This window comes from Mesorhizobium sp. M0317, assembly GCF_040321555.1.
In the GTDB taxonomy this organism is placed as follows: domain Bacteria; phylum Pseudomonadota; class Alphaproteobacteria; order Rhizobiales; family Rhizobiaceae; genus Mesorhizobium.
In genome coordinates this window covers 1-23,412 of record NZ_JAMYRV010000020.1, presented here as the reverse complement: position 1 = coordinate 23,412, position 23,412 = coordinate 1, and the positions used below count along the sequence as shown (strand labels likewise).

Annotated in this window: 24 protein-coding genes and 1 tRNA gene; 24 read left to right on the top strand and 1 reads right to left on the bottom strand. The window is 62.7% G+C overall.

Annotation, left to right across the window (positions count from 1 at the left end):
- Window positions 1-181 precede the first annotated feature (181 nt).
- The gene (locus NKI88_RS15865) at window positions 182-640 is read left to right on the top strand and encodes a phasin (RefSeq protein WP_023669330.1); all 459 of its coding nucleotides are present in this window, start codon (window positions 182-184) and stop codon (window positions 638-640) included.
- A gap of 344 nt (window positions 641-984) precedes the next feature.
- Window positions 985-1,061, top strand: a tRNA-His gene (locus NKI88_RS15860).
- Window positions 1,062-1,513: 452 nt separating this feature from the next.
- Here NKI88_RS15860 and NKI88_RS15855 read toward each other — a convergent pair.
- Window positions 1,514-1,819, bottom strand: coding sequence for a hypothetical protein (locus NKI88_RS15855; RefSeq protein WP_352656038.1), 306 nt, complete (start codon window positions 1,817-1,819; stop codon window positions 1,514-1,516).
- Window positions 1,820-1,900: 81 nt separating this feature from the next.
- On the opposite strand from NKI88_RS15855, the gene NKI88_RS15850 reads away from it, so the two are divergent.
- The 22 genes from NKI88_RS15850 (at window position 1,901) to NKI88_RS15745 (ending at window position 23,028) form a co-directional block, all read left to right on the top strand.
- On the top strand, window positions 1,901-2,518 hold the full coding sequence (locus NKI88_RS15850) for a cupin domain-containing protein (RefSeq protein ID WP_023672469.1): 618 nt from the start codon (window positions 1,901-1,903) through the stop codon (window positions 2,516-2,518).
- Between the two features lie 141 nt (window positions 2,519-2,659).
- On the top strand, window positions 2,660-3,601 hold the full coding sequence (locus tag NKI88_RS15845; protein WP_023739627.1) for an ABC transporter substrate-binding protein: 942 nt from the start codon (window positions 2,660-2,662) through the stop codon (window positions 3,599-3,601).
- 95 nt (window positions 3,602-3,696) lie between these two features.
- Window positions 3,697-4,497 carry an ATP-binding cassette domain-containing protein gene (locus NKI88_RS15840; protein ID WP_502896817.1) on the top strand — a complete coding sequence of 267 codons (801 nt, stop codon included), beginning with the start codon at window positions 3,697-3,699 and terminating at the stop codon, window positions 4,495-4,497.
- Entirely contained in the window at window positions 4,494-5,504 is a 1,011-nt protein-coding gene (locus tag NKI88_RS15835) for an ABC transporter permease (protein ID WP_352459478.1), read from the top strand. The genes NKI88_RS15840 and NKI88_RS15835 overlap by 4 nt, the downstream gene beginning before the upstream one ends.
- A gap of 1 nt (window position 5,505) precedes the next feature.
- Window positions 5,506-6,615 (top strand): phosphotriesterase family protein, encoded by a 1,110-nt coding sequence (locus tag NKI88_RS15830; protein ID WP_352459479.1) that lies wholly within the window; start codon window positions 5,506-5,508, stop codon window positions 6,613-6,615.
- A gap of 9 nt (window positions 6,616-6,624) precedes the next feature.
- A complete protein-coding gene (locus NKI88_RS15825) occupies window positions 6,625-7,395 on the top strand; it encodes a glutamine amidotransferase (RefSeq protein WP_352459480.1) in 771 nt (256 codons plus the stop codon).
- A gap of 2 nt (window positions 7,396-7,397) precedes the next feature.
- The gene (locus NKI88_RS15820) at window positions 7,398-8,309 is read left to right on the top strand and encodes a ribokinase (protein ID WP_352459481.1); all 912 of its coding nucleotides are present in this window, start codon (window positions 7,398-7,400) and stop codon (window positions 8,307-8,309) included.
- Entirely contained in the window at window positions 8,306-9,154 is an 849-nt protein-coding gene (locus NKI88_RS15815; RefSeq protein ID WP_352656036.1) for a BtpA/SgcQ family protein, read from the top strand. The genes NKI88_RS15820 and NKI88_RS15815 overlap by 4 nt, the downstream gene beginning before the upstream one ends.
- On the top strand, window positions 9,151-10,389 hold the full coding sequence (locus NKI88_RS15810; protein WP_352656034.1) for a Zn-dependent hydrolase: 1,239 nt from the start codon (window positions 9,151-9,153) through the stop codon (window positions 10,387-10,389). Before NKI88_RS15815 ends, NKI88_RS15810 begins: the two co-directional genes overlap by 4 nt.
- 225 nt (window positions 10,390-10,614) lie before the next feature.
- Window positions 10,615-10,755, top strand: a complete 141-nt coding sequence (locus NKI88_RS15805) for a hypothetical protein (RefSeq protein ID WP_352656032.1) — start codon at window positions 10,615-10,617, stop codon at window positions 10,753-10,755.
- 494 nt (window positions 10,756-11,249) lie between these two features.
- Window positions 11,250-11,819: an FMN reductase gene (gene msuE / locus NKI88_RS15800; RefSeq protein WP_023670623.1), complete on the top strand. Its 570-nt coding sequence runs from the start codon at window positions 11,250-11,252 to the stop codon at window positions 11,817-11,819.
- A gap of 24 nt (window positions 11,820-11,843) precedes the next feature.
- Window positions 11,844-12,944 carry a dimethylsulfone monooxygenase SfnG gene (sfnG, locus tag NKI88_RS15795; RefSeq protein WP_023709130.1) on the top strand — a complete coding sequence of 367 codons (1,101 nt, stop codon included), beginning with the start codon at window positions 11,844-11,846 and terminating at the stop codon, window positions 12,942-12,944.
- 51 nt (window positions 12,945-12,995) lie between these two features.
- Window positions 12,996-13,898 (top strand): ABC transporter ATP-binding protein, encoded by a 903-nt coding sequence (locus NKI88_RS15790; RefSeq protein WP_352656030.1) that lies wholly within the window; start codon window positions 12,996-12,998, stop codon window positions 13,896-13,898.
- A complete protein-coding gene (locus tag NKI88_RS15785; RefSeq protein ID WP_023727744.1) occupies window positions 13,898-14,794 on the top strand; it encodes a branched-chain amino acid ABC transporter permease in 897 nt (298 codons plus the stop codon). The genes NKI88_RS15790 and NKI88_RS15785 overlap by 1 nt, the downstream gene beginning before the upstream one ends.
- 2 nt (window positions 14,795-14,796) lie before the next feature.
- A complete protein-coding gene (locus NKI88_RS15780) occupies window positions 14,797-15,846 on the top strand; it encodes a branched-chain amino acid ABC transporter permease (RefSeq protein ID WP_352656028.1) in 1,050 nt (349 codons plus the stop codon).
- A gap of 47 nt (window positions 15,847-15,893) precedes the next feature.
- Entirely contained in the window at window positions 15,894-17,225 is a 1,332-nt protein-coding gene (locus tag NKI88_RS15775; RefSeq protein WP_352656026.1) for an ABC transporter substrate-binding protein, read from the top strand.
- Window positions 17,226-17,290: 65 nt separating this feature from the next.
- Window positions 17,291-18,082 carry an ABC transporter ATP-binding protein gene (locus NKI88_RS15770; RefSeq protein WP_352656024.1) on the top strand — a complete coding sequence of 264 codons (792 nt, stop codon included), beginning with the start codon at window positions 17,291-17,293 and terminating at the stop codon, window positions 18,080-18,082.
- Window positions 18,079-19,326 (top strand): SfnB family sulfur acquisition oxidoreductase, encoded by a 1,248-nt coding sequence (locus NKI88_RS15765; protein ID WP_023746466.1) that lies wholly within the window; start codon window positions 18,079-18,081, stop codon window positions 19,324-19,326. The genes NKI88_RS15770 and NKI88_RS15765 overlap by 4 nt, the downstream gene beginning before the upstream one ends.
- 33 nt (window positions 19,327-19,359) lie before the next feature.
- The gene (ssuD, locus tag NKI88_RS15760) at window positions 19,360-20,535 is read left to right on the top strand and encodes an FMNH2-dependent alkanesulfonate monooxygenase (protein ID WP_023686773.1); all 1,176 of its coding nucleotides are present in this window, start codon (window positions 19,360-19,362) and stop codon (window positions 20,533-20,535) included.
- A complete protein-coding gene (locus tag NKI88_RS15755) occupies window positions 20,532-21,962 on the top strand; it encodes an FAD/NAD(P)-binding protein (protein ID WP_352656022.1) in 1,431 nt (476 codons plus the stop codon). The genes ssuD and NKI88_RS15755 overlap by 4 nt, the downstream gene beginning before the upstream one ends.
- A gap of 27 nt (window positions 21,963-21,989) precedes the next feature.
- Complete coding sequence (locus tag NKI88_RS15750; RefSeq protein WP_352656020.1) at window positions 21,990-22,496, top strand: flavin reductase family protein; 507 nt, start codon at window positions 21,990-21,992, stop codon at window positions 22,494-22,496.
- A 139-nt stretch (window positions 22,497-22,635) separates the two neighbouring features.
- On the top strand, window positions 22,636-23,028 hold the full coding sequence (locus NKI88_RS15745; RefSeq protein WP_352656018.1) for a hypothetical protein: 393 nt from the start codon (window positions 22,636-22,638) through the stop codon (window positions 23,026-23,028).
- Window positions 23,029-23,412 lie beyond the last annotated feature (384 nt).

Below are 23,412 nucleotides of genomic sequence, written 5' to 3'. Positions count from 1 at the left end.
CTCTGGCCACTTGGTTAACAGCTCTCGGAATGTCCCTGGATAACCTCTTGGGTGACGCATGGGAAGAAATTTATGGTGCACTGCAACAAAGATATTGCATCGCACAAAAAAACCGCTATATTGCCATCATACATGAACGAGACGGCTTTTTGTCAAAGCCGCTACCCCGAAAGGATGGAAAATGACCAAGGCCAAGACCGCTGAGACCATCGAAAACGTCGAATTCCCGAGCTTCGACGCTTCCAAGGCAACCGACCAGATCCGCGCTTTCGCCGAAAAGGGCGTCGAGCAGTCGAAGGAAGCCTACTCCAAGCTGAAGACCGGCGCCGAAGAGACCCAGAAAGTCCTGGAATCGACCTTCGAGACTGCCAAGACCGTTTCCAGCGACCTGTCGCTCAAGACCATCGCCGCTCTGCGCGCCAATGCCGAAGCCGGCTTCTCGCATCTCGAGGCCCTCATCGGCGCCAAGTCGCTGTCGGAAGTGGTCGAACTGCAGACCGCCTTCCTGCGCAAGCGCGTCGAGACCACGGTCGAGCAGGCCAAGGACTTCCAGGCTGTTGCTTCGAAGGCTGCCGAAGACGTCTCCAAGCCGGTCAAGACCGCTTTCGAGAAGGCCCTGAAGGACATCAAGGCCGCCTAATAATTGCGCACAACTCTGCGATGCATCAAAACGTCGCATTTCGTCAGACAAATAGGTGTGCGATAGAGTTGTCCAAATGAATACCCGGCGAGTGGAACCTCCTCCCTCTGCTCTCCGGGGTGACCAGCCAGCACCTCCTCCCGCTGGCTCGTAACAGGAAAAGGCCGGCACCTCCTCCCGCCGGCCTTTTTCTTTTGCGAAGAAACGGGCGTCTGTTGGCAGACCGGCTTTGCCTTATCAAAGGCCTTGAATTAGTCTCTGATAGACCGTATTGGACGCATCGCCGAACGACAGAGCGGATCTCGGAGAATGAATTTTCACCACGATCTGGCTCAGGCGAACGTGCCGTTGTAGCTCAGATGGTTAGAGCGCCGGATTGTGGATCCGGAGGTCGCTGGTTCGATCCCAGCCAACGGTACCACCGACTTTCCCGATAAGTGTTTGAATTCACTGGAAAACTTTGGCGAACGCTTCGTCCTGGTTGCGCTTTGATGCTGGGCGAAAATCCACACGGGGCGCGCGCCCGATACCGCCAAGCGATCAAGCGCGCCGAATCGCTGGGGTTCGTTTATCGGCCGCTTGCCGAGATTCTGGTCGCCGAGCCGCTCGACACGATCCTGCAGAGGGTCGAGCGCACGATCGGAGCACCCGCCACATCACCATCGGTAAGTCAGCGATCTGCGCCTGGGCGGCGGAAACGCCAAACGCTTGCAGTAGCTTAAGGCACAGATACTCGTTCTCGACGCTGTTGGAGAGATCGATGCCGTTCGGCAGCCGGCCGATCTGCGGCTTCAGGAGATGGGTGGTCGCCGCCGTCCCGATGGGTTGAACCAGCCTCCGTCCTTGCTCACGCTCAGCTAAAGCGTGTCACGATTAATTAGCCTCGTATCCGGCAACCTTGAAGAAGTTTCTGCATTCAGCTGGCTCGAACAGGTGGCAGATATCGCCGAGAGCTTGGCAGAGTGCGTCTTGTTGACAAGCGAGGCGAAACGCGGAAATGGCGCGCTGCCTCGCGGTGACCATGCCCCTCATCGACATACGCACAACGCGCTGACGCAACTCAAGCGGAGCGGCTTGCCCATCGCGGTCTCCTTTCAACCGCAATGAATCACGAAGGCGTCGTAGCGTTTGGTCGGGGATGATGGTTTTGAAAAGCCCAGCCGAGTCGATTGGATGCATCGTCCGTTTTTCACAGGATGGACAACGCCTGGGATCAGTTTTACGAGTCAGCCCAACCAGCGGAGATGTTCGCGTCCCCAAATGAACAAGATGGACACCCAAAACAGCAAGGGCGGCGACGAGCGCTCGACCGCCACCAGCCTTCTGCGGCTCGGCATACGGTTGAAACTCTCCCGGCAGACGCGTGGGCTGACCTTGAAGGCGCTAGCTGCCGCCGCGAACTGCTCTGAAAGCCTGCTTTCCAAGGTCGAGAACGGCAAGGTCTCGCCCTCGCTTCCCATGCTGCACCGGCTTGTCGAGGTGCTTGGCACCAACATTGGCTGGATGTTCGAGGAATCCGATGGTGAGGAAGGGATCGTCTTTCGGGCTGGATCGCGGCCGTTGATCGCGCTCGATCCGCTTCGGCGCGGCGAAGGCATTTCGCTCGAGCGCGTCATTCCGTATTCGCCCGGCCATCTCCTGCAGTGCAACATCCATCACATCGAGGCGGGAGGTGAGAGCGCCGGCCCGATCCAGCACGCTGGCGAGGAAGTCGGCTACCTCCTGGAAGGTGCGATCGAATTGATGGTCGGCGAAAAGACGTTTCGCCTGTCGGCCGGCGATTCCTTCGTCTTCAATTCCGAACTGCCGCACTGGTACCGCAATGTCGGCGACGAACGCGCCAGCATTTTCTGGGTGAACACGCCGGCAACATTCTGATCGGGCGAGCCCCTCATTTCTCTTCGTTGATGCCAATTCAAGTCACTTGACAAGAAATCAAGCATCTTGAAATATGCTCTGCGCTCAGGCGCCAGGTGAGCCCGATCAAGGGCCTTTTCGAGAAAACCAAGGGGAACCGGAATGCGTCTTACCAAGATCCTTTCAGGCTGCGCCGCAGCCATCGCCATGACCCTCGCCCTCGGCTCTGCTTCCGCCATGGCCGAGACCTATGCGCTGGTGACCATCAACCAGCAGGCCCTGTTCTTCAACCAGATCAATGACGGCGCAACGGCTGCCGCAAAGGCTGCCGGCGTGGACCTCGTCATCTTCAACGCCAACAATGTACCAAGCGCGCAGAACGACGCCATCGAGAACTACATCACCCAGAAGGTCGACGGCATCATTCTCGTCGCCATCGATGTCAACGGTGTGAAGCCGGCCATCACCGCGGCCAAAGCCGCCGGCATTCCGGTCATCGCCATTGACGCGCAGATCCCAAATGGCGACAACGTCGCCTTCGTCGGCGTTGACAACACGAAGGCAGGCGAGGATATCGGCAAGTTCTACGCCGAATACGTGAAGACTAAGCTGAGCGGCACCGCCAAGATCGGCGTCGTTGGCGCGCTCAATTCGTTTATCCAGAACCAGCGCCTCGACGGCTTCAAGAAGGCTGTCACCGACAGCGGCCAGAAGGTCACCTTCCTCGACACGGTCGACGGCCAGAACGTCCAGGACGTCGCCCTGTCCGCCTCCGAAAACCTGATGACCGCCAATCCTGACATGACGACGCTTTACGCGACCGGCGAGCCGGCTCTGCTCGGCGCGGTTTCCGCCGTCTCCAGCCAGGTCCGTACGGGCGACGTCAAGGTGTTCGGCTGGGACCTGACCAAGTCGGCGGTGCAGGGTCTCGAAGAGGGCTGGGTGGTCGCTGTCGTCCAGCAGGATCCGGCCGGTGAAGGCAAGGCTGCCATCGAAGCTTTCGTCAAGCTCAAGAAGGGCGAGAAGATCGACCCGATCATCAACGTTCCGATCACCATCGTGACCAAGGAAAATGTCGGCCAGTTCAAGGACATGTTCAAGTAGTATCCTCCCCGGACCGCTGGGCTGCGCATTGACCCGAGGGTTGCCTGCGCGGCCCGGCGACCGATTGAACATGTCGCGCCCAGAGAATTGGAACCATGATGAGCGATGGCGAGACCTACCGCGTCAGGATGACCGGTATTTCCAAACGGTACGGCCCTATCCAGACGCTGGACGATGTCTCGCTGAACCTGAAGCCTGGCGAAGTGCTCGGTCTGGTCGGCGACAATGGCGCCGGCAAATCCACCTTGAGCAAGGTGCTGTCCGGTGCGGTCATTCCTGATGCCGGCACCATCGAGATCGATGGCAAGGCGGCGTCTTTCTCGTCGCCGGCCGATGCCCGCGCCGCGCGGGTGGAGATGGTCTACCAGGACCTTTCGCTCTGCGACACGGTGGATGTGGCGGGCAATCTCTTCCTCGGCCGCGAGCCGCGTCGCCGCGTTCTCGGCGTCCCCTTTCTCGACAACAAGCGCATGCATGGCGAGACGCGCCAGATGCTCGACCGGCTCGGCATCGTCATCACCGACACCAGGCTCAAGGTCGAAAACCTCTCCGGTGGCCAGCGCCAGTCGATCGCCATCGGCCGCGCCGCTTCCTTCGATCCGTCGGTGCTGATCATGGACGAGCCGACGGCCGCCCTTGCGGTGGCGGAAGTGGAGGCGGTTCTGGAACTCATCCGCGCCGTCAGCGCCCGGGGCGTCAGCGTCATCCTCATCACCCATCGGCTGCAGGATCTGTTCCTGGTCTGCGATCGTATCCAGGTCATGTACGAAGGCCGCAATGTCGCCGAGCGCAAGATCGGCGAGACCAGCATCGAGGAGGTCGTCAACCTGATCGTCGGCCGCAAATTCACCGCGCGCTCGGCCCGCGCAAGCCGCGATGAGGGGGTCCAACCATGAACGTTACCTCCGCCGGTGTTGGCGCCTCGCCCAAACGCGCTCACAACAGCACGTGGAAGGATGTGGCGTTAGCCAATGGCAGCGTCGTCTCGATTGCGCTGTTCTTCATCGTCGTCTGCGCGGTCTTCTCGCTGATCACCGGTTCCTTCCTGACGACGCCCAATCTGCTCAACATCGCGCGCCAGTCGGCGCCGCTGCTGATCGTTGCGGCCGCGATGACCTTCGTCATCACCACCGGCGGCATCGACCTCTCGGTCGGCTCCGTGCTGGCGCTGACGGCAACGCTGTCGGCGGTTTTCCTGCAGGCCGACCTGCCATGGCCGCTGGTCGTCATCGCCATGCTGGCGCTTGGTGCTGCGATCGGCGCCTTGCACGGCTTCTTCATCGCCTACGAGCGGATACCGCCCTTCATCGTCACCCTTGCCGGGCTCTCCGTCATCCGCGGCGTGGCGTTGCTGATCACCGGCGGCTATTCGATCCCGGTCGAACCGACCAGCTTCTTCGTCAACATCGGCAGGGCCTGGTTTCTCGGCGTGCCGGTACCGGCGCTGCTCGCCCTTGTCGTGCTGATCATTGCCTATCTCGCCTTCAACCAGACGCCGTTCGGCCGCTATGTCACCGGCATCGGCGCCAATACAGAGGCCGTGCGCCGAGCCGGTGTCGATACGCGCTTCATGACGCTCTTCGTCTACATCCTGTCGGGCATGGCGGCGGCGGTGGCCGGCATCATCCTCGCCGCCCGGCTCGGTTCCGGCTCGTCGAATGCCGGCCAGGGTTTCGAGCTCGATGTCATCGCCGCCGTGGTGCTTGGCGGCACCAGTCTGTTCGGCGGGCGCGGTACGATCATCGGCACTGTGCTCGGCGCGTTGACCGTCGCGGTCATCGGCAACGGCTTGATCCTGGCGCACATGTCCCCATTCCTGACGCCGATCGTTACCGGCACAATCATCCTCGTTGCCATCTGGCTGAATTTCCGCCTGTTCAAGGGCGCAACGCGGAGCCGCTGACATGGATCATCTGTTCGACGACAAGCCAAGGGAACGGGCGCCGATCGGTGTTCGCTCCGGCACGGTGATGACCGTCACCGGCCCGGTTGCGATCGCCGATATGGGCGTGACGCTGATGCACGAGCATATCCTGCTCGATGGCGCGACATCGTGGAAATGCCCTTGCCATCCCGACGAGAAGAAGATCGCCGAGCAGCCGGTCAGCATGGAGATCATCGGCGAGTTGCGGATGAACCCCTACATGAACCGCGACAACGTCTCGCTCGACGACAGCGACCTGGCGCTGTCGGAACTGGCGAAGTACCGGGCGCTCGGCGGCCATACCGTGGTCGATGCAACCAATATCGGCATTGGCCGCGATCCGGCGAAGCTGGCGCGCATTGCCCGCGCGTCGGGACTGCGCATCGTCATGGGCACTGGCTTCTATCTGCAACACACCCACCCCGACTGGCTGAAAGCGATGGACGTCGACGATGTCACCGAATTCCTCGTCAATGATGTCGGCGGCGGGTCGGCGCAGCCCGAAATCATTGCCGGCATCATCGGCGAGGTTGGCGTCAGCAAGGATTTTACCGACGAGGAGCGCAAGTCGCTGCGGGCCTCCGCCCGTGCGGCCAAGATGACCGGCGTGCCGCTGACGATCCATCTGCCCGGCTGGGAGCGGCTGGCGCATGATGTGCTTGACGTGGTCGAGACAGAAGGCGCCGATCTCCGGCATACGGTGCTTTGCCACATGAACCCCAGCCACAACGATCTTGCCTACCAGCAAAGCCTCGCCGCGCGTGGCGCCTTCCTGGAATACGACATGATCGGCATGGATTTCTATTATGCCGACCAGGACGCGCAATCGCCGTCCGACGAGCAGAATGCGCAGGCGATCCGCTCGCTGATCGACATGGGACTGCTCGACAGGATTCTGCTGTCGCAGGACGTCTTTCTCAAGATCATGCTGACCCGCTTCGGCGGTTTCGGCTACGGCTTCATCCTCAAGCATTTCGTGCCGAGACTGAAGCGCCATGGTGTCGGGCAGTCGGCAATCGACACGATGCTCATCGACAATCCAAAGACTGTGTTCGCCGAGGGCCTCAGCCGCGGCTCCAAAACAAGATAGGGAGACTACATGTCCAGGAGGAAGGTTCTTCTCGCAGGCGAGTCCTGGGTCTCGACCGCGACCCACATCAAAGGCTTCGATCAGTTTCCCACCGTGACCTATCACACCGGTGCCGATGAGTTGCTGGCCGCGCTGAAGGACAGCCTATTCGACGTCACCTTCATGCCGGCGCATGAGGCACAGCGGAATTTCCCGCAGACCATGGAAGCGCTTTCGGCCTATGACGCGGTCGTGCTCTCCGATCTTGGAGCCAACACGCTGCTGCTTCACCCCGATACCTGGATCCACTCCAAACCGACGCCGAACCGGCTGCGCCTGTTGCGCGACTATGTCGGCAATGGCGGCGGCCTGTTGATGTTCGGCGGGTATTACAGCTTCCAAGGCATCAATGGTGGCGCGCGCTATCACAAGACGCCGGTTGAGGACGTTTTGCCGGTCATCTGCCTGCCGGTGGACGACCGTGTCGAGGTTCCAGAAGGCTATGCGCCGGTCGTCGTCGGCCCGCAGACCCATCCGATCCTCAAGGGCCTCGGCAAGGATTGGCCAATCCTGCTTGGCTTCAACGAGGTCACGGTCAAGGACGGCGCGGAAGTTCTCGCCACCGTCTCTTCCGACTACCGTTCGCTGCCGCTGCTGGTGACCGGCAAATATGGCCAGGGCCGCACCGTCGCCTGGACGTCGGATGTCGGCCCGCACTGGCTGCCGCCGGGCTTCATCGCCTGGAATGGCTACAAGACGTTGTTCGAACAGATGCTAGGCTGGGCAACGGCCAGGGATTAGCCATGCGCGTCCATGTCGTCGGTAATGTTTGCGTCGATACAACCTTTCAGTTGGACCGGTTTCCGGCGGCAGGCGAGACGCTGAACGCATCGGAACATGCTGACGGACTTGGCGGCAAGGGTGCGAACCAGGCGGTGGCCGCGGCGCGCACCGGAGCCGATGTTCGCTTCCGTGCCGCGATCGGCAACGATCCCGCCGGAGCCTGGATCGCAGAGCAGTTGAGCCGCGATCTCGATGCCAGCCATCTGGCGGTACTGCCACTGCCCAGCGATCGGTCAACGATCATGGTCGATGCGCGGGGCGAGAACCTGATCGTCACCGGAGCCAGTTGCGCCGCCGCGTACAATCCTATGGCCGACAGCGGTTTTACCCGAGCGATCGAACGCGGCGATATCGTGGTATTTCAGGGCAATCTGGCTCCGGATATGACGGCCACTTGCCTGAAGGTGGCGCGCGGCGCGGGAGCGATGACGATCTTCAATCCGAGCCCGCTTGCGGCCGACCACACACCGGGCTTGAGCGACGTCAGCGTCGTCATCGCCAACGCGGGCGAAGCGGCGCAACTGACCGGGGCTGGCGACCCTGCCATGGCGGCCCGCGACTTGATCCGTCAGGGCGCCGGCGCTGCCATCGTGACGCTTGGCGCACTCGGCTGCCTTGTCGCCGATGGCGAAGGACGGATCGACCGGATCGCGGCGCCCAGCGTGGCCGTGCTAGACACCAGCGGCGCGGGCGACGTCTTTTGCGGTTGCCTCGCTGGTTGCCTTGCGGCCGGCATGGAGCTCCCCGCGGCAGCGCGGATTGCGGTCCGCGCCGCAGCCATCTCGGTCGGGCGCGCCGGCACGCTCGGTTCCTGCCCCGACAGACGGGAAATGAAAGTGCTTATGGAAACGACGGAAGCGAAAACCGCATGACAAATTCCCCTAACTCCAAACCCATTGGCCAGGTCGCGGATGATGTGCTGCAGTCGATCTTCGGCAGGAGCAAGGTGGTGATCGGCGTTGTTCACCTTGCACCCTTGCCGGGTGCGCCGCGCTACGATGGCGAGGCGATCGAGGCCATCTATCAGCGCGGCCTCGACGACGCCAAAGCCTATTTGCAGGGAGGGTGTGACGGCGTGATCGCCGAAAACCATGGTGACGTGCCGTTTTCCAAGCCGGATGATATCGGGCCGGAAACCTCCGCCTACATGTCTGTCGTCTCAGACCGGATCCGCAGAGAACTCGGCCGGCCGATCGGCATCAATGTGCTTGCCAATGCCTCCATTCCCGCGCTTTCGATCGCCAGTGCCTCCGGTGCTTCCTTCGTGCGCGTCAATCAATGGGCCAACGCCTATGTCGCCAACGAGGGCTTTATCGAAGGCGAAGCGGCGCGCGCCATGCGTTTCCGCGCTAGGCTTCGGGCCAACGGCATCCGCATCTTCGCCGACGCGCATGTCAAGCATGGCGCCCACGCCATCGTCGGCGACCGGCCGATCGAGGAGCAGGTCAAGGACCTCGTGTTCTTCGATGCCGACGCGGTGATCGCCACCGGCCAGCGCACTGGCCACGCCGCCGACCTCAGCTACATCAGGATGATCAAGGACGCCGCCGGACTGCCGACGCTTGTCGGCAGCGGGGTGACACCCGACAACGCCAACGATATCTTGGACATCGTCGACGGCGTCATTGTCGCCAGCTCGCTGAAACATGATGGAGTGTGGTGGAATCAGGTCGATCCGCAACGGGTGAAGGCCTTCATCCGCGGCCTCAAGCGGTGACTTCAGTGCCGGAGATCGACGGCGAGCGGCTGCTGGGCCGGCTCGATGCCTTCGCCCGGATCGGCGCGACGCCAGCCGGTGGCGTAAACCGACAGGCGTTCAGCATTGAGGATCGCGGCGCCCGGCGCCTGTTGGCGGAATTGGCGCTCGCGCGCGGCTTCGCGGTTTTCCAGGACGCCATGGCAAACCTTTTCATCCGCCGCGAGGGCACGGATGCCACCCTGCCGCCGCTGCTTATCGGCAGCCACCTCGACAGCCAGCCGACCGGCGGGCGCTTCGATGGAGCGCTCGGCACGCTTTCCGCCTTCGAGGCGCTCGAAGCGCTGGAGGACGCGAGGGCCGAGACTCGGATGCCGATCGAGGTCGTCGCCTGGGCCAATGAAGAGGGCAGCCGGTTTACGCCGGGTGTCATGGGCTCCATGGCCTTCACCGGAGCCGACATTTGCGCATGGCGGTCCATAGTCGGCAGCGACGGTGCGTCCCTCGCAGAGGAGCTCGGGGCAACGATCTCCGCCTTGCCAGAGGCAACCCTTCGCCCCCTCGGCATGCCGATATCCGGCTACATCGAGCTGCATATCGAACAGGGACCATCGCTGGAAAAGGAGCGGTTTCCGATCGGTATCGTCACAGCCGTGCAAGGTACGCGCTGGCTGGAGGTCTGCATTGAGGGCGCCGCCGGTCACGCCGGTACAACCGGCCTCGCCTACCGTAGGGATCCGATGGTCGCGGCCGTTGCCGCGATTCACAGGCTCCAGACGACGATCATGCCGTTCGACAGCAGGGCAAGGCTGACGGTGGGCCGGGTGACCGCCCAGCCGGGATCGATCAACGCCATACCGCAGTCTGTGGTCTTCGCCGTCGATATCAGGCATCCGCGGGTAGAGCGGCTCGATGCCATCGAAGCAGAACTGCGCCAGGTGTGCGCGGCGGAGGCAGAAGCTCAGCATTGCACGGTAACGATCAGTCGGTCGTTCGACATGCCGGGGGCGGCATTCTCTCCCGATATGGTCAAAACCGTCGAGGAGGCCGCCAATAGCCTAAAGCTGCCGCACAAACAGATGATCTCGGGTGCATTCCATGACGCGCTGTTCCTCGCCCGGGTGGCGCCTGCCGTGATGATCTTTGTGCCGTGCCGTGACGGGCTGAGCCACAACGAGGCGGAATATGTGGAGCCTGCCCACGCGGTTACCGGCGCGCGGGTTCTGCTTCAAGCGGCCACCGTCGCCGCCTCTTAGGCAGCGACGGTGGCACAGGCGTGCTGGCGTGAAGAGGCAACCCGTGGGACTTCCTGGTGCCCGTCCGTCATTTCGTGACGTCGGCGGGCTGCAACGGGTGGTCAAGGCCGCCGAGCTGCGGCGGATTGATCGCGGACGTACGATCGGCCCACATTCAACACCTGACCCAGCAGAAAAGCCCACCAGATTCCTGGGCCGTCATTGACGCCGTGGGTGATATAGGCGGTGACGAATCTGCTAGGCTATCGCCTCGGCCACCGGCAGGAAATCCCCACGCCCGCCATAGAGCTTGCCCGTGTCGATCGCGAGCAACTGGCGCCGTCCAGCCGTCCAGCGCTGCTGGACGTCGTCGCGCTCATACGCTGAGCCATTTTGTCAGTCAGCCAGTCAGCCTGGCAGCAGCCCACAAGCATAGGCCTTCTTTCGGTTTTCCTGTACCGCCTGGCGAGCGTCCACAAGGATGCGTGTGTCCCAACTGTCGCTGCGGCTAATCCTAAAGCCAATGTCGCGCACCATGGAAAGAGACAATCCCGATTGGGCACCCAGAAACTAGTGATGTCGCCGGCAAGGGAAGCCGTTTCGTAGTATTGCGCGACGGCGACGCCAGGCATCATGGCACGAACCTTATTGCCCAAAGGCATCGGCGCTTTCAAAAATGTCGATAGATGACTGCGAGCCGTTTTGATCCTTCCCGGCCATCGCCAGATGGACGTTGCTACCGCACATTAGCAGAACCGGATTTTTCTCGCCAAAGGCGAAAAATCGAAACGTCGTTCCTTATCTCTATAGATTTTGTCGAATATCGTCTGCCCCGGTTTGGAAATGACCGATGCGCATGCAGGGTCTGGGAGATTGATGAGTTGGCAAGGCTATCGGTTCTCGGAATATCCGGCGGCGTAAGCACGCCATCGCGCACAACCGCGGTGGTGAACGCGCTGGTCAAGGACGTGGCGCTGCGCGTCCCGGCAGACACGGGCCTGATCGAAATCACCGAGGCGGCGCCTTCGCTTTTTGTCGGACTGTCCCGTGGCGCCCTCGGCGCGTCCGGCGAAGCGATTATCCAGCGTGTCGAGAAGGCCGATCTGCTCGTGGTCGGAACGCCTGTCTATCGGGCTTCCTACACCGGCGCCCTCAAGCACCTGTTCGACCTCGTCGACTATCGCGCGCTCGCCGGCAAGACCGTGCTTCTCGCGGCGACAGGCGGAAGTCCATACCATGGCCTGGTTCTCGAACATCAGTTGCGGCCATTATTCGGCTTTTTCGGCGCCGTCACCGTACCGACCGGCGTCTATGGGGCGCCCGACGATTTCATCGGCGCCGAAATCGTCGGCGAGGCGATACGCGAACGCATTTCACGGGCCGCATCCGAAGCGGTTTCACTGCTCAATTCCAACCATGCAAATGCCGCCGCCGCAGCGCGCGTCGGCTGAGCCAACCAAAAAGGGAACAACGACATGACGTCTCATTCCGACGGCCTGAAATTCGCCTACTGGGTTCCGAACGTCTCCGGCGGCCTGGTCATCTCCAACATCGAGCAGCGGACCGGTTGGGACATCGACTACAACCGCAAGCTCGCCCAGATCGCAGAGGCCAACGGCTTCGACTACGCACTGAGCCAGATCCGCTTCACCGCCGGCTACGGCGCCGACAACCAGCACGAATCCGTGTCGTTCAGCCACGCACTGCTGGCCGCCACCACAACGCTGAAAGTGATTGCCGCCGTCTTGCCCGGTCCATGGAACCCGGCGCTGGCGGCCAAGCAGATCGCCACCATCAACCACCTGACCAATGGCCGCGTGGCCGTCAATGTCGTCAGCGGCTGGTTCCGTGGCGAGTTCGCCGCCATCGGCGAGATGTGGCTCGACCATGACGAGCGCTACCGCCGCTCGGAGGAGTTCATCCGCGCGTTGCGCGGCATCTGGACCGAGGACAATTTTACGCTGAAGGGCGACTTCTATCGCTTCACCAACTACTCGATGAAGCCGAAGCCGATCGATCCGCAGCCCGAGATCTTCCAGGGCGGCTCGTCGCGCGCCGCGCGTGACATGGCTTCGCGGGTGTCCGACTGGTATTTCACCAACGGCAACACGCCCGAAGAGATCAGGAAGCAGGTCGACGATATCCAGGCCAAGGCGAAGGCGAATGGCCACAAGGTGAAGATCGGCGTCAACGCCTTTGCCATTGCTCGCGAAACCGAGGCGGAAGCACGCGCCGTGCTGGACGAGATCGTCGCCAAGGCCAATCCCGAAGCGGTGCAGGGCTTTGCCGACCAGGTCAAGAATGCCGGCAAGGCCTCGCCGGAAGGCGAGGGCAACTGGGCGAAGTCGTCCCTTGAGGATCTGGTGCAATACAATGACGGCTTCCGCAGCAATCTGATTGGCACGCCGGAACAGATCGCCGAACGCATCCTCAAGCTGAAGGATGCCGGCGCCGATCTGATCCTGCTCGGCTTCCTGCATTTCCAGGAAGAGGTCGAGTTCTTCGGCAAGCGCATCATCCCGCTGGTGCGCGAACTGGAAGCGGCGCGTGACAGGGAGCTTGTCGCCGCCGAATAGGCCAGGGCGCGGCCTGCGGGCCGCGCACTCCTCCAAAATCAGGAACGTGTCATGATTGGTGCTTCGCTGGGAGCCGCCGCATACGAGCGTGCGCCCGAAATCCCCGGCATTCTTGCTGGCGCTGGTCCACTCACGGACACGCGCCCGGCGCGCCTGTCGGCAAAGGTCGATGCGATCCTGATCCTGAGCGGGATTGGCATTTCGTTCGGCGGCGTCACGGCGCTGAGCGATGTCGATCTCGAGGTCAAGAGCGGCGAAATCCGCGCCGTGATCGGCCCCAACGGCGCAGGCAAATCCTCGCTGATCAACATCATCAGCGGCCTCTATCACGCCGACCACGGCAAGATCGCGATCGCCGGCCAGTCATTCTCCCGTGTGCCCGCGAACCGTCTGGCACGTCTGGGCGTCGCGCGCACCTTCCAGAACCTGGCGCTCTTTCCCGGGCTTTCGGTGCGCGACAACATCGCGTCGGGCCGCGTCCACACCAGGCGCGCCAGTTTTGTCGAACATATTGCCGGCCTGCCACGCGCCAGGCGCGAAGACGCTGCGATTGCCGAAAAGGTCGACCAGACAATCGCCTTCCTGCATCTGGAAACGGTCGCCGATCAGCTGGTCGCGACGCTGCCCTACGGCTTGCAGAAGCGGGTCGAACTGGCGCGAGCGCTGGTTGCCGAGCCGAAGATCCTGCTGCTCGACGAACCGATGGCGGGCATGACGGCGACCGAGAAAGCCGAGATGGCCGGGTTCGTGCGCGCCGCGCGCGACCGGCATGGCGTCACCATCATCCTGATCGAGCACGACATCGGGGTCGTCATGGGCCTATCCGACCGCGTCGCCGTGCTCGATTACGGCCGCAAGATCGCCGACGGCACGCCGGCCGAAGTGCGCGCCGATCCGGACGTGATCCGGGCCTATCTCGGCACCGCCGAGGGCGAGGATGGCGAGGGCATCTGATGAGCTACTATGATTTTCTCTTCGTTGTCGAAGTGCTGGTCGGCGGCCTGTTGTCGGGAGTCATGTATTCGCTCGTCGCCATCGGCTTCGTGCTGATCTACAAGACGTCGGGTGTGCTGAACTTCGCGCAAGGGTCGATGGTGCTGTTTGCGGCACTCACCTTTGTCAGCCTGGTCGAACGCGGCATCCCGTTTGCGCTTGCGCTGCTCATCACCTTCGCAGTCATGGTCGCGCTGGGTTTCACCATCGAGCGAACCGTGCTCAGGCCGCTGGTGAACCGCTCGCCGATGACACTGTTCATGGCCACGCTTGGCCTGTCCTACATCATCGAGGGTGCAGCCCAGCTGATCTGGGGAACGCAGGTGCACGGGCTCGATCTCGGCATCGACGACACGCCTTTCGAGGTCGGCGGCATCCTCATCTCGTCGTTCGATCTGCTCGCGGCCGGCATTGCCGCGGCGATGGTGGCCGGCTTGAGCGCATTCTTCTACTGGACGCGGATCGGGCTGGCTTTTCGCGCCGTCGCCGACGATCAGTTCGCGGCACTTGCCGTCGGGCTGCGGCTGCCGCGGATCTGGGGAACGGTGTGGACGGCTGCAGGCTTCGTGGCGCTGGTCGCGGGACTGCTGTGGGGCGCACGCCTCGGCGTCCAGTTCTCGCTATCGCTGATCGTGTTGAAGGCGCTGCCGGTGCTGGTGCTTGGCGGCTTCGATTCCATCCTTGGCGCCATCGTCGGCGGCCTCGTCATCGGCGCCAGCGAAAAGCTCGCTGAGGTCTATCTCGGACCCTTCGTCGGCGGCGGCATCGAAGGCTGGTTCGCCTATGCGCTGGCGCTGGTTGTCCTACTGGTGCGCCCCTCCGGCCTGTTTGGCCAGAAAACCGTCGAAAGGGTCTGACCATGGCCGTGCAAGCGCTCGATGCCGCAAGGGCTCCAATCGACTGGCTGAGCTTCGCCCGGAAATTAGCTTTGCCGGCCGTGGCGATCGTCGTCGTCTACGGCCTGGTCCCGGCCTTTGCGTCGAGCTATCTGGTCGAGGCGATCCTGCTGCCGTTCCTTGCGCTCAGCCTGGCGGCAGTCGGCCTCAACCTCTTGACCGGCTATTGCGGCCAGCTTTCGCTTGGCTCTTCCGCCTTCATGGCGGTAGGCGCCTTCGCTGCCTACAATTTCAACCTGCGGGTCGAAGGACTGCCGCTGGCGGCGACCATGATCCTGGCCGGAATTTCGGCCGCCGGCATCGGCGTCATCTTCGGATTGCCGAGCCTGCGCCTGCGCGGCTTCTATCTCGCTGTCTCGACGCTTGCCGCCCAGTTTTTCGTGCAGTGGGCGCTGACCAAGTTCGGCTGGTTCTCCAACGACAATCCGTCCGGGGTGATTTCTGCACCGCACCTTGCCGTAGCCGGGTTTTCGCTCGACGGCGCCACCGGACGCTATTTGCTTTCCGTCACCACCGTCATCGTGCTGACGGCGCTGGTTTGGCGGCTGGTCAACAGCGCGACCGGCCGCAACTTCATTGCCGTGCGCGACAATGAAACCGCCGCGCGCGTCATTGGCGTGCCGGTGCTGCGGACCAAGCTGCTGGCCTTCGCCATTTCATCCTTCATCATCGGCGTCGCCGGCGTGCTGTGGGCCTTCACCTATCTGCGCACGGTCGAGCCGGCCGGCTTCAATCTAGACCGCTCGTTTCAGATCCTGTTCATCATCATCATCGGCGGGCTGGCTTCGATAGGCGGTGCGTTTCTGGGCGCCGCATTCATCGTCGTCTTCCCGCTCGTTCTGTCTCGGCTCGGCGCCTTCGTGTTCGGCGGCCTGTTCGATTCTGGTGTGCTCGACATGAGCCAGCGCATTGTGCTTGGCGCGCTCATCATCATTTTCCTCATCGCGGAACCGAACGGGCTGTCGGCCCTCTTCGACCGCCTGAAACGACGGATCGGCTCAAGGTCCAGCTGAGCGCCGCTCGACATTCTCTCACGGACTCACCTCAGGAGACGCAACTCATGACCTTCTTCAATCACCTCAAGAAAGCGGCGATCGCCACCGCTTTCGTGCTCGGCGCGACAGCCGTGCATGCCGACGAACAATATTTCCCGCTGCAGAGCTACCGCGTTGGCCCATATGCCGCCGGCGGCACCGGCTTCTTTGGCGGCTTCATCGACTATCTCAACCTGATCAACATCCGCGACGGCGGCGTCAATGGCGTCAAGCTGACCTGGAGCGAGGGCGAAACCCAGTACGAAGTTGAGAAGGGCGTCGAGGTCTACGAGCGGTTGAAGAGCAATCCCGGCATCGCGGCCTGGAACCCGCTCTCGGTCGGCATCGCCTATGCCATGATCGACCGCATCACCGATGACAAGGTGCCGCTGATCACCATCAACCACGGCCGCACCGACACCACCGACGGCCGGGTATTCCCTTACGTCTTCCCGCTGCTGCTCAACCCCTACAGCGAAACGTCGGGCATCGTGAACTACATCGCCTCCAAGGAAGGCGGCCTCGATAAGCTCAAGGGCAAGAAGATCGTCGTGCTCTATCACGGCTCGCCCTACGGCAAGGAGACGATCCCTATCTATGAGCTGCTGTCGCAGAAATACGGCTTCGAGCTGTCGCAGATTGAAGTTCCCCATCCGGGCAACGAGCAGCAGGCGCAGTGGCTGACGATCCGTCGCGATCGTCCCGACTATGTCGTGCTGCGCGGCTGGGGCGTGATGAACCCGGTTGCGCTCAAGACCGCGCAGAAGACCGGCTTCCCGGCCGATCATATCGTCGGCAATGTCTGGTCCAACTCCGAAGAGGACGTCATCCCCGCCGGCGACGCCGCCAAGGGCTACACCGCCATCACCACCCAGGCGTCTGGCGCCGACTATCCGGTCGTCAAGGAGATCGTCAAGACGGTCTACGACGCCGGCAAGGGCAATCTCGAGGACAAGAGCCGCATCGGCTCGGTCTACCACAATCTCGGCATCGTCAACGGCATCCTCAATGTCGAAGCCATCCGCATCGCCCAGGCCACGTTCGGCAATCGCACGCTGACCGGCGACGAGGTTCGCTGGGGCTTCGAACATCTCAAGCTCGACCCGGCGCGCGTCGAGGCACTCGGTGCCAAGGACCTGTTCCACTCGATCAACGTCTCCTGGGACAATCACGAGGGTGATGGCTACGTGACCTTCCAGCAGTGGGACGGCAAGAAGTGGAACGTCGTGTCCGACTGGATCGCGCCGGACTGGAAGCTGCTGCGCCCGATCATCGAGAAGTCGTCCGAGGCCTATGCCAAGGAAAAGGGCCTCAAGATCCGCACGGCCGAAGACGCCGATGCGGTGGTCAGCAACTGAGTTTGAAGAGCTCACGGCCGGCCCGCGGGCCGGCCGTGCCATCCATCTTCGCAGCGGAGTTATCGATGTCCAGCCCGGAAAATCCGATCCTGTCGATCAGCCGCGTCGAGGCCGTCTACAAAGGCGCCATCGCCGCCCTGCATGGCGTCGACCTCTCGGTCGGCAAGGGCGAGATCGTGGCGTTGCTCGGCTCCAACGGCGCCGGCAAGACGACGCTGTTGCGCGCCGCATCCAATCTTCTGCCGGCAGAGCGCGGCTCCGTCACTGCCGGCCGGATCATTTTCGATGGCGAGGATGTTTCTAGGGCAAGTCCCTCGCACCTCGTCCGCAAGGGCCTGGTCCAGGTTCTCGAGGCCCGGCACTGCTTTCGCTCGCTGACGGTCGAGGAGAACCTTCTGACCGGGGCGCTCGGGCGTTCATCCTCGCGCGTTGGCGTGAAGGCCGACCTTGAGCGTGTCTACGCGCTGTTTCCGAGGCTTCTCGAGAAACGGCGCACGCGGTCCGGCCTCACCTCCGGCGGCGAGCAGCAGATGACGGCGATCGGTCGCGGACTGATGTCGCGGCCGAAACTCTTCGTGCTCGACGAGCCCTCGATGGGGCTCGCGCCGCTGATCGTCGACGAGATCTTCAGCGCCTTGAAGCGGCTCAATCGGGACGAAGATCTTTCGATCCTTGTCGCCGAGCAGAATTCGGCGGTGGCGCTGAAATATGCTGATCGTGCCACCGTCCTCGAAAACGGCAAAAGCGTGCTGGAAGGGTCGGCTGCCGACCTGCGCCAGCGCGACGACATCAAGACCTATTATCTCGGCGGCGCGCCGCTTCCATCGCAACACTTCCCCCAGGAGACTGCAGCATGACCATCCAATCCAAGCAGCCGTCCGACGCGCGCGTCGCCGTGCCTCCAGTGGAGCGCCCGTCGGCCAAGGCGCATATCATCAAGACCGATGCCGAGGCGATCGCCATCGCCGAAAAACTTGCCATTGAATTCGCCAGGGAAGCGTCGAAGCGGGACCGCGAGCGCATCTGGCCGAAGGAAGAGCTCGATGCGTTTTCGCAGAGCGGCTTGTGGTCGATCAATGTGCCGAAGGCCTATGGGGGGCCGGAGGTGTCCTATGTGACGCTGTCGAAGGTGATCACCATCATCTCGACGGCTGATCCCTCGCTTGGCCAGATTCCGCAGAACCATCTCGGCGTGGTCGCCGCCATCCGCACGGTTTCGGACGAGGCGCAGAAAAAGCTGCTCTTCGCCGAGGCACTGTCCGGCACGCGCTTTGGCAACGCGTTTTCCGAGTTCGGCTCCAAGCGTGCCGCCGACTTCGAGACCAAGTTCGTCGATGCCGGTGACCATGTCGTGGTCAACGGCCAGAAATTCTATTCAAGCGGCGCCCTGCTCGCCCATCTGGTGCCGATTGTGGCGCTCGATGACGAGGGGCGCGCCTGGTATGCCATCGCCGATCGCGGCGCGCCCGGACTGACCGTCATCGATGACTGGTCGAGCTTCGGCCAGAAGACGACGCTCTCCGGCACGGTCCTGCTCGACAATGTGAAGGTGGCGAAGACGCATCTCGTCCCCGGCTACAAGGGGTACGACAAACCGACAGCCGACGGACCCATCTTCCAGATCATCCAGGCGGCGGTCGATCTCGGCATCGCCAAGGCGGCGATCGACGAGACGGTCAGCTTCGTGCGTACCAGGTCGCGCGCGTGGATCGACAGCGGCGTCGATCATGCCTGGCAGGATCCCTATACGATCCAGGCGATCGGCGACCTTCGCCTGCGCGCCAATGCGGCCGAGGCTATTCTGGAAAAGGCCGGCCTTGCGGTCGACCGCGCCGTGGCCGATCCTAACGCGAAGACGGTCGCGGAAGCGCAGATCGCGGTCGCCGAATCCAAGATCCTCACCACCGAGATCGCCATAAACGCCACCAACAAACTGTTCGAACTTGCCGGCACGCGATCCACGCTGGCCGAGCACAATCTCGACCGCCACTGGCGCAATGCCCGCACCCACACGCTGCACGATCCGGTGCGCTGGAAATACGCGATCCTCGGCAACTATTACCTGAACGAGGTCAACCCGCCCCTCCACGCCTGGAGCTGAGCGGGAACGCCGTAAAGTCACAAAGGACTATTCATGAGCACTGCCACCCCCGACAGGATCAAGGTCCTGTGGTTCTTGCCCACCCATGGCGACAGCCGCTATCTCGGCACCTCCGAGGGCGGCAGGGCGGTCGACCTGCCCTATCTCACCCAGGTCGCCAAGGCGGCCGACGCCATCGGCTATTATGGCGCGCTGCTGCCGACCGGGCGCAGTTGCGAAGACAGCTGGGTGGTGGCGTCGGCGTTGGCGCCGCTGACGCAACGACTTCGCTTTCTCGTTGCGGTCCGTCCAGGGCTGCAGTCGCCGACGCTTGCCGCGCGCATGACCTCGACGCTCGACCGCATTTCGGGCGGGCGCTTGCTGATCAACGTGGTCACGGGCGGCGATCCGGTCGAGAACAAGGGCGATGGCATATTCCTCAGCCATGACGAGCGTTATGAGGTGACGCGGGAATTCCTCGACATCTACAAGGCCGTGCTCAGCGGCGAAACCGTAGCCTTCGAAGGCAAGCATTTCCACATCGAAGATGGCAGGTTGCTGTTCCCGCCGGTGCAGACGCCGCACCCGCCGCTCTATTTCGGCGGCTCGTCGGACGCGGCCAATGCGGTCGCCGCCGAGCAGATCGACAAATACCTCACCTGGGGCGAGCCGCCGGCGGACGTCGCCGCCAAGGTCGAGCATGTGCGCGGCCTTGCCGAAAAGGCCGGCCGCGAAGTGAGCTTTGGCATCCGATTGCATGTCATCGTTCGCGAGACCAATGACGAGGCCTGGGCCGATGCCGATCGGCTGATCAGCCGCCTCGACGACAAGACGATCGCCGAGGCACAGAAGGTTTTCGCCCGCATGGATTCGGTTGGCCAGTCGCGCATGAGCCGGTTGCATGGCGGCAGCCGCGACAAGCTCGAAATCAGCCCGAACCTTTGGGCCGGCGTTGGCCTCGTGCGCGGCGGCGCCGGCACCGCCTTGGTCGGTGACGCGGCGACCGTGGCAGAACGGATCGACGAATACCGAAGGATTGGCATCGATACCTTCATCCTGTCCGGCTATCCGCATCTGGAGGAAGCCTATCGCTTCGGCGAACTGGTGCTGCCGCTGCTGCCGCTCGATCACGAAATCTCGACCCGGCCGACGACGGTGAACATGGGACCGTTCGGCGAAACGGTGGCCGGAGATCATCGACCATCGGCGCTGCGCGCGAGCCAGTCTTGAGCGCTTCCCGCAGGGCTGGGAAACTGACGGTCGCCATCATTGGCGGCGGCTTTTCCGGCGCCGCAACCGCGTTTCACCTGGCGCGGCTGCTGCCCGCCGATGCAGCCGATATCGTGGTCGTCGAACCGCGCGAGGCGCTCGGCTATGGTCTGGCCTATTCGACGGCCGATCCCTCGCACCGCATCAACGTGCGGGCGTCCAGGATGACGCTGATCTCAGGTGAGGAGGGCCATTTTTCCGACTGGCTGGAGCAGACCGGCGCTATTCTGGACGATACGCAGGCCATCGCCGCCAGCGGCGCGATTTACCCGCAGCGTCGGGTCTTCGGCCGCTATGTCGAATCCCACCTGCAGCCCTTCCTGCAAAGCAAGGCGATCCGCCATGTCAGGGCCGAAGTTGCTTGGGTCGAGCGCAGTGGCGAGGGCTACCGGCTTGTCCTGTCCGATGGCGCAACGCTTTCCGCCGATGCTGTGGTGATCGCCGCGACGCATCCATTGCCGGCCCTCCCGGCGCCGCTGCGCAGCGTGGCCTCAGTCGCCGGATTGGTGGCCAATCCCTACGATCTCGAACGGCTGCAGGCGATCGGCCGCGACGACCGTGTTCTCATTGTTGGCACCGGTCTGACCTCGGCGGACGTCATTGCAGCCCTCGACCGTAGAGGTCATCGCGGCCGCATCACGGCACTGTCGCGCCATGGCTATCGCTCGCATGTGCAGGCCGCCATGCAGGGCGACCCGATAGGCGACTTCACCAGCCTGCCTTTATGCAGCGCCACGGTGCTGCTCAGGCGCATCCGGGCCACGATCGCGGCAGCGACGCGACAGGGCGAAGACTGGTATCCGGTCCTCGACGCTGTCCGGCGTCAGGGGCAGTTGATCTGGCAGGCCTTGCCGCTCGCCGAGCAGCGCCGCGTGGTGCGCCATCTTCGCGCACTCTGGGACGTGCATCGTTTCCGCATCGCGCCACAGGTAGCAGTCGTGCTGGATCGCCGCCTTGACGAGGGGACGCTCGCTTATCGCGCCGGATCGATTGTCGAGGCCGAAGAGGCCGACGGACGTATCCGCGTCACACAGCGGTCAAGGCGCCGACACGATCTCATCGTTGAGACGTTCGACAGCGTGATCGTGACGACCGGGCCGGCGCATGCCGACATTCTTCGCACCAACACGGCGATTGCCGCCCTTGGACATCTGGGCCTGGTCCGTCTTGACCCAACCGGCCTTGGTCTCGACACCGACAGCCACGGCCGCGCGGTCGGTAAGTCAGGTCACCCGGCCGACACTATTTTCATCAGCGGACCGCTGGCGCGCGGCAGCGTCGGCGAGCTGATGGGCATCCCTGAAGTCACCGCCCATGCCGAGAGCATCGCCACCGAAATTCACCAATGGTTGGGATACCAGACGGCGTTGCGTCGCAGGGCGTCGTGAAGGTGCAAACACGATGAGGCTATCCAGATGACACTAACCGAACGCATTCTGCCGGATGAAACCCGGATCCCCCTGAAATTTGCGATGCGACACCTGGCCGGAGCCGTGTCCGTGGTCACCGCAGGCATTGGCGACGAGCGGACAGGCGCAACAATTACCACCGCCCATTCCCTGTCGGTCGAACCGGAGGTAATGGTCGTCAGCATCAACCTGAGTTCGTCGACATGGGCAGCCATCAGCCGGCATCGGCACTTCTGCGTGAATGTGCTGCGCGCCGACCAGATTGCGATTGCCGACCGTTTTGCTGGTCGAGGCGGCCTCAAGGGGCAGGCTCGCTACGAGGGTGCACGCTGGTCCACCCTTGCAAGCGGCGCATTGGCGCTCGAAGGTGCGCTTGCCGCGGTAGACTGCACGGTCGAGGACACCATCATTCGTCACAGCCATGCGCTGATCCTCGGCACCGTCCGACATGTGGTGAGCGGAGAGCCTGGCCCGGCGTTGATCTATCATCGCGGCGCATATGGATCATCTTGAGCGGGTTGGTACGTGTCGTTTTCTGACAGCCATGAAACCCTTTGTCTCATTCAAGGCGGCGAAGGAACGAAATACGAATTCTCCATAGCCCTTCGCCGAGACGCGCCGCACACACCCAAGATGCGAAAACGCGACCGAGATGGCGCAGGAGCACTATGTGCGATTGTTTGGATGTGAGCCAATACGGGCTTTGCGCGTTGTTGTTGAACTTGCGGAAGCCCTTTTCCAGCCAAGAGGCTTGAGAGGAACAATTCTTCAGTGGCGCGTAGCGGCCAGGCACTGCCGTTGGGCAGCCGATTGCGATTGCTACGGCAACGAAGAAGTCATGCCCGCGCGCATGCAGTGCTTGCCGTTGAAGGCCACGACCGATCTGCCACTGGCGCCCGGCGCCGTCGGCCGCTGCGGTCCAGAGTTGCCGACCAGTAAGGACAAGGCAAAATCTGGTGTTCTCGCGAAAAATGGCGACAAGGCGCGGGTCGCAGGACATCACGCCAAAGCCGACGAAACGCTAGATCCGCGCCGGCAACCCTAACTAGCGCTGGCGAGACTGGCATGTCCCGCGGCGGTTTCTTGCGCTTCGGCGGCACATAGGCATCGCTCAGGTAGAGCCATGCCCGAATAGCGTCGCCAGCCCTCCATGTGCAGCTGCCAGAATCAACGGCAGGGACAAGGGAAATTCTGAGCCCGCCACCAACCGACTTCAGCGCCGAAATGGCTACCAATCCAAAGCGATGTCGGTAGTGTGCTGAGAGTTCTGCAAATTCGCTGAGAGGGGGCGGTCATGGCAGGCTGGTGATTGTTCACGTCACTGATTCCCGCGAAGGAACGCCGCCATGACCAAGACTGAAGTTAAGACCGCCAGCGCTGCCGTCAAAGACATTTTGCTTTCGAACCCGGATGGATTGCACGAAGTGCT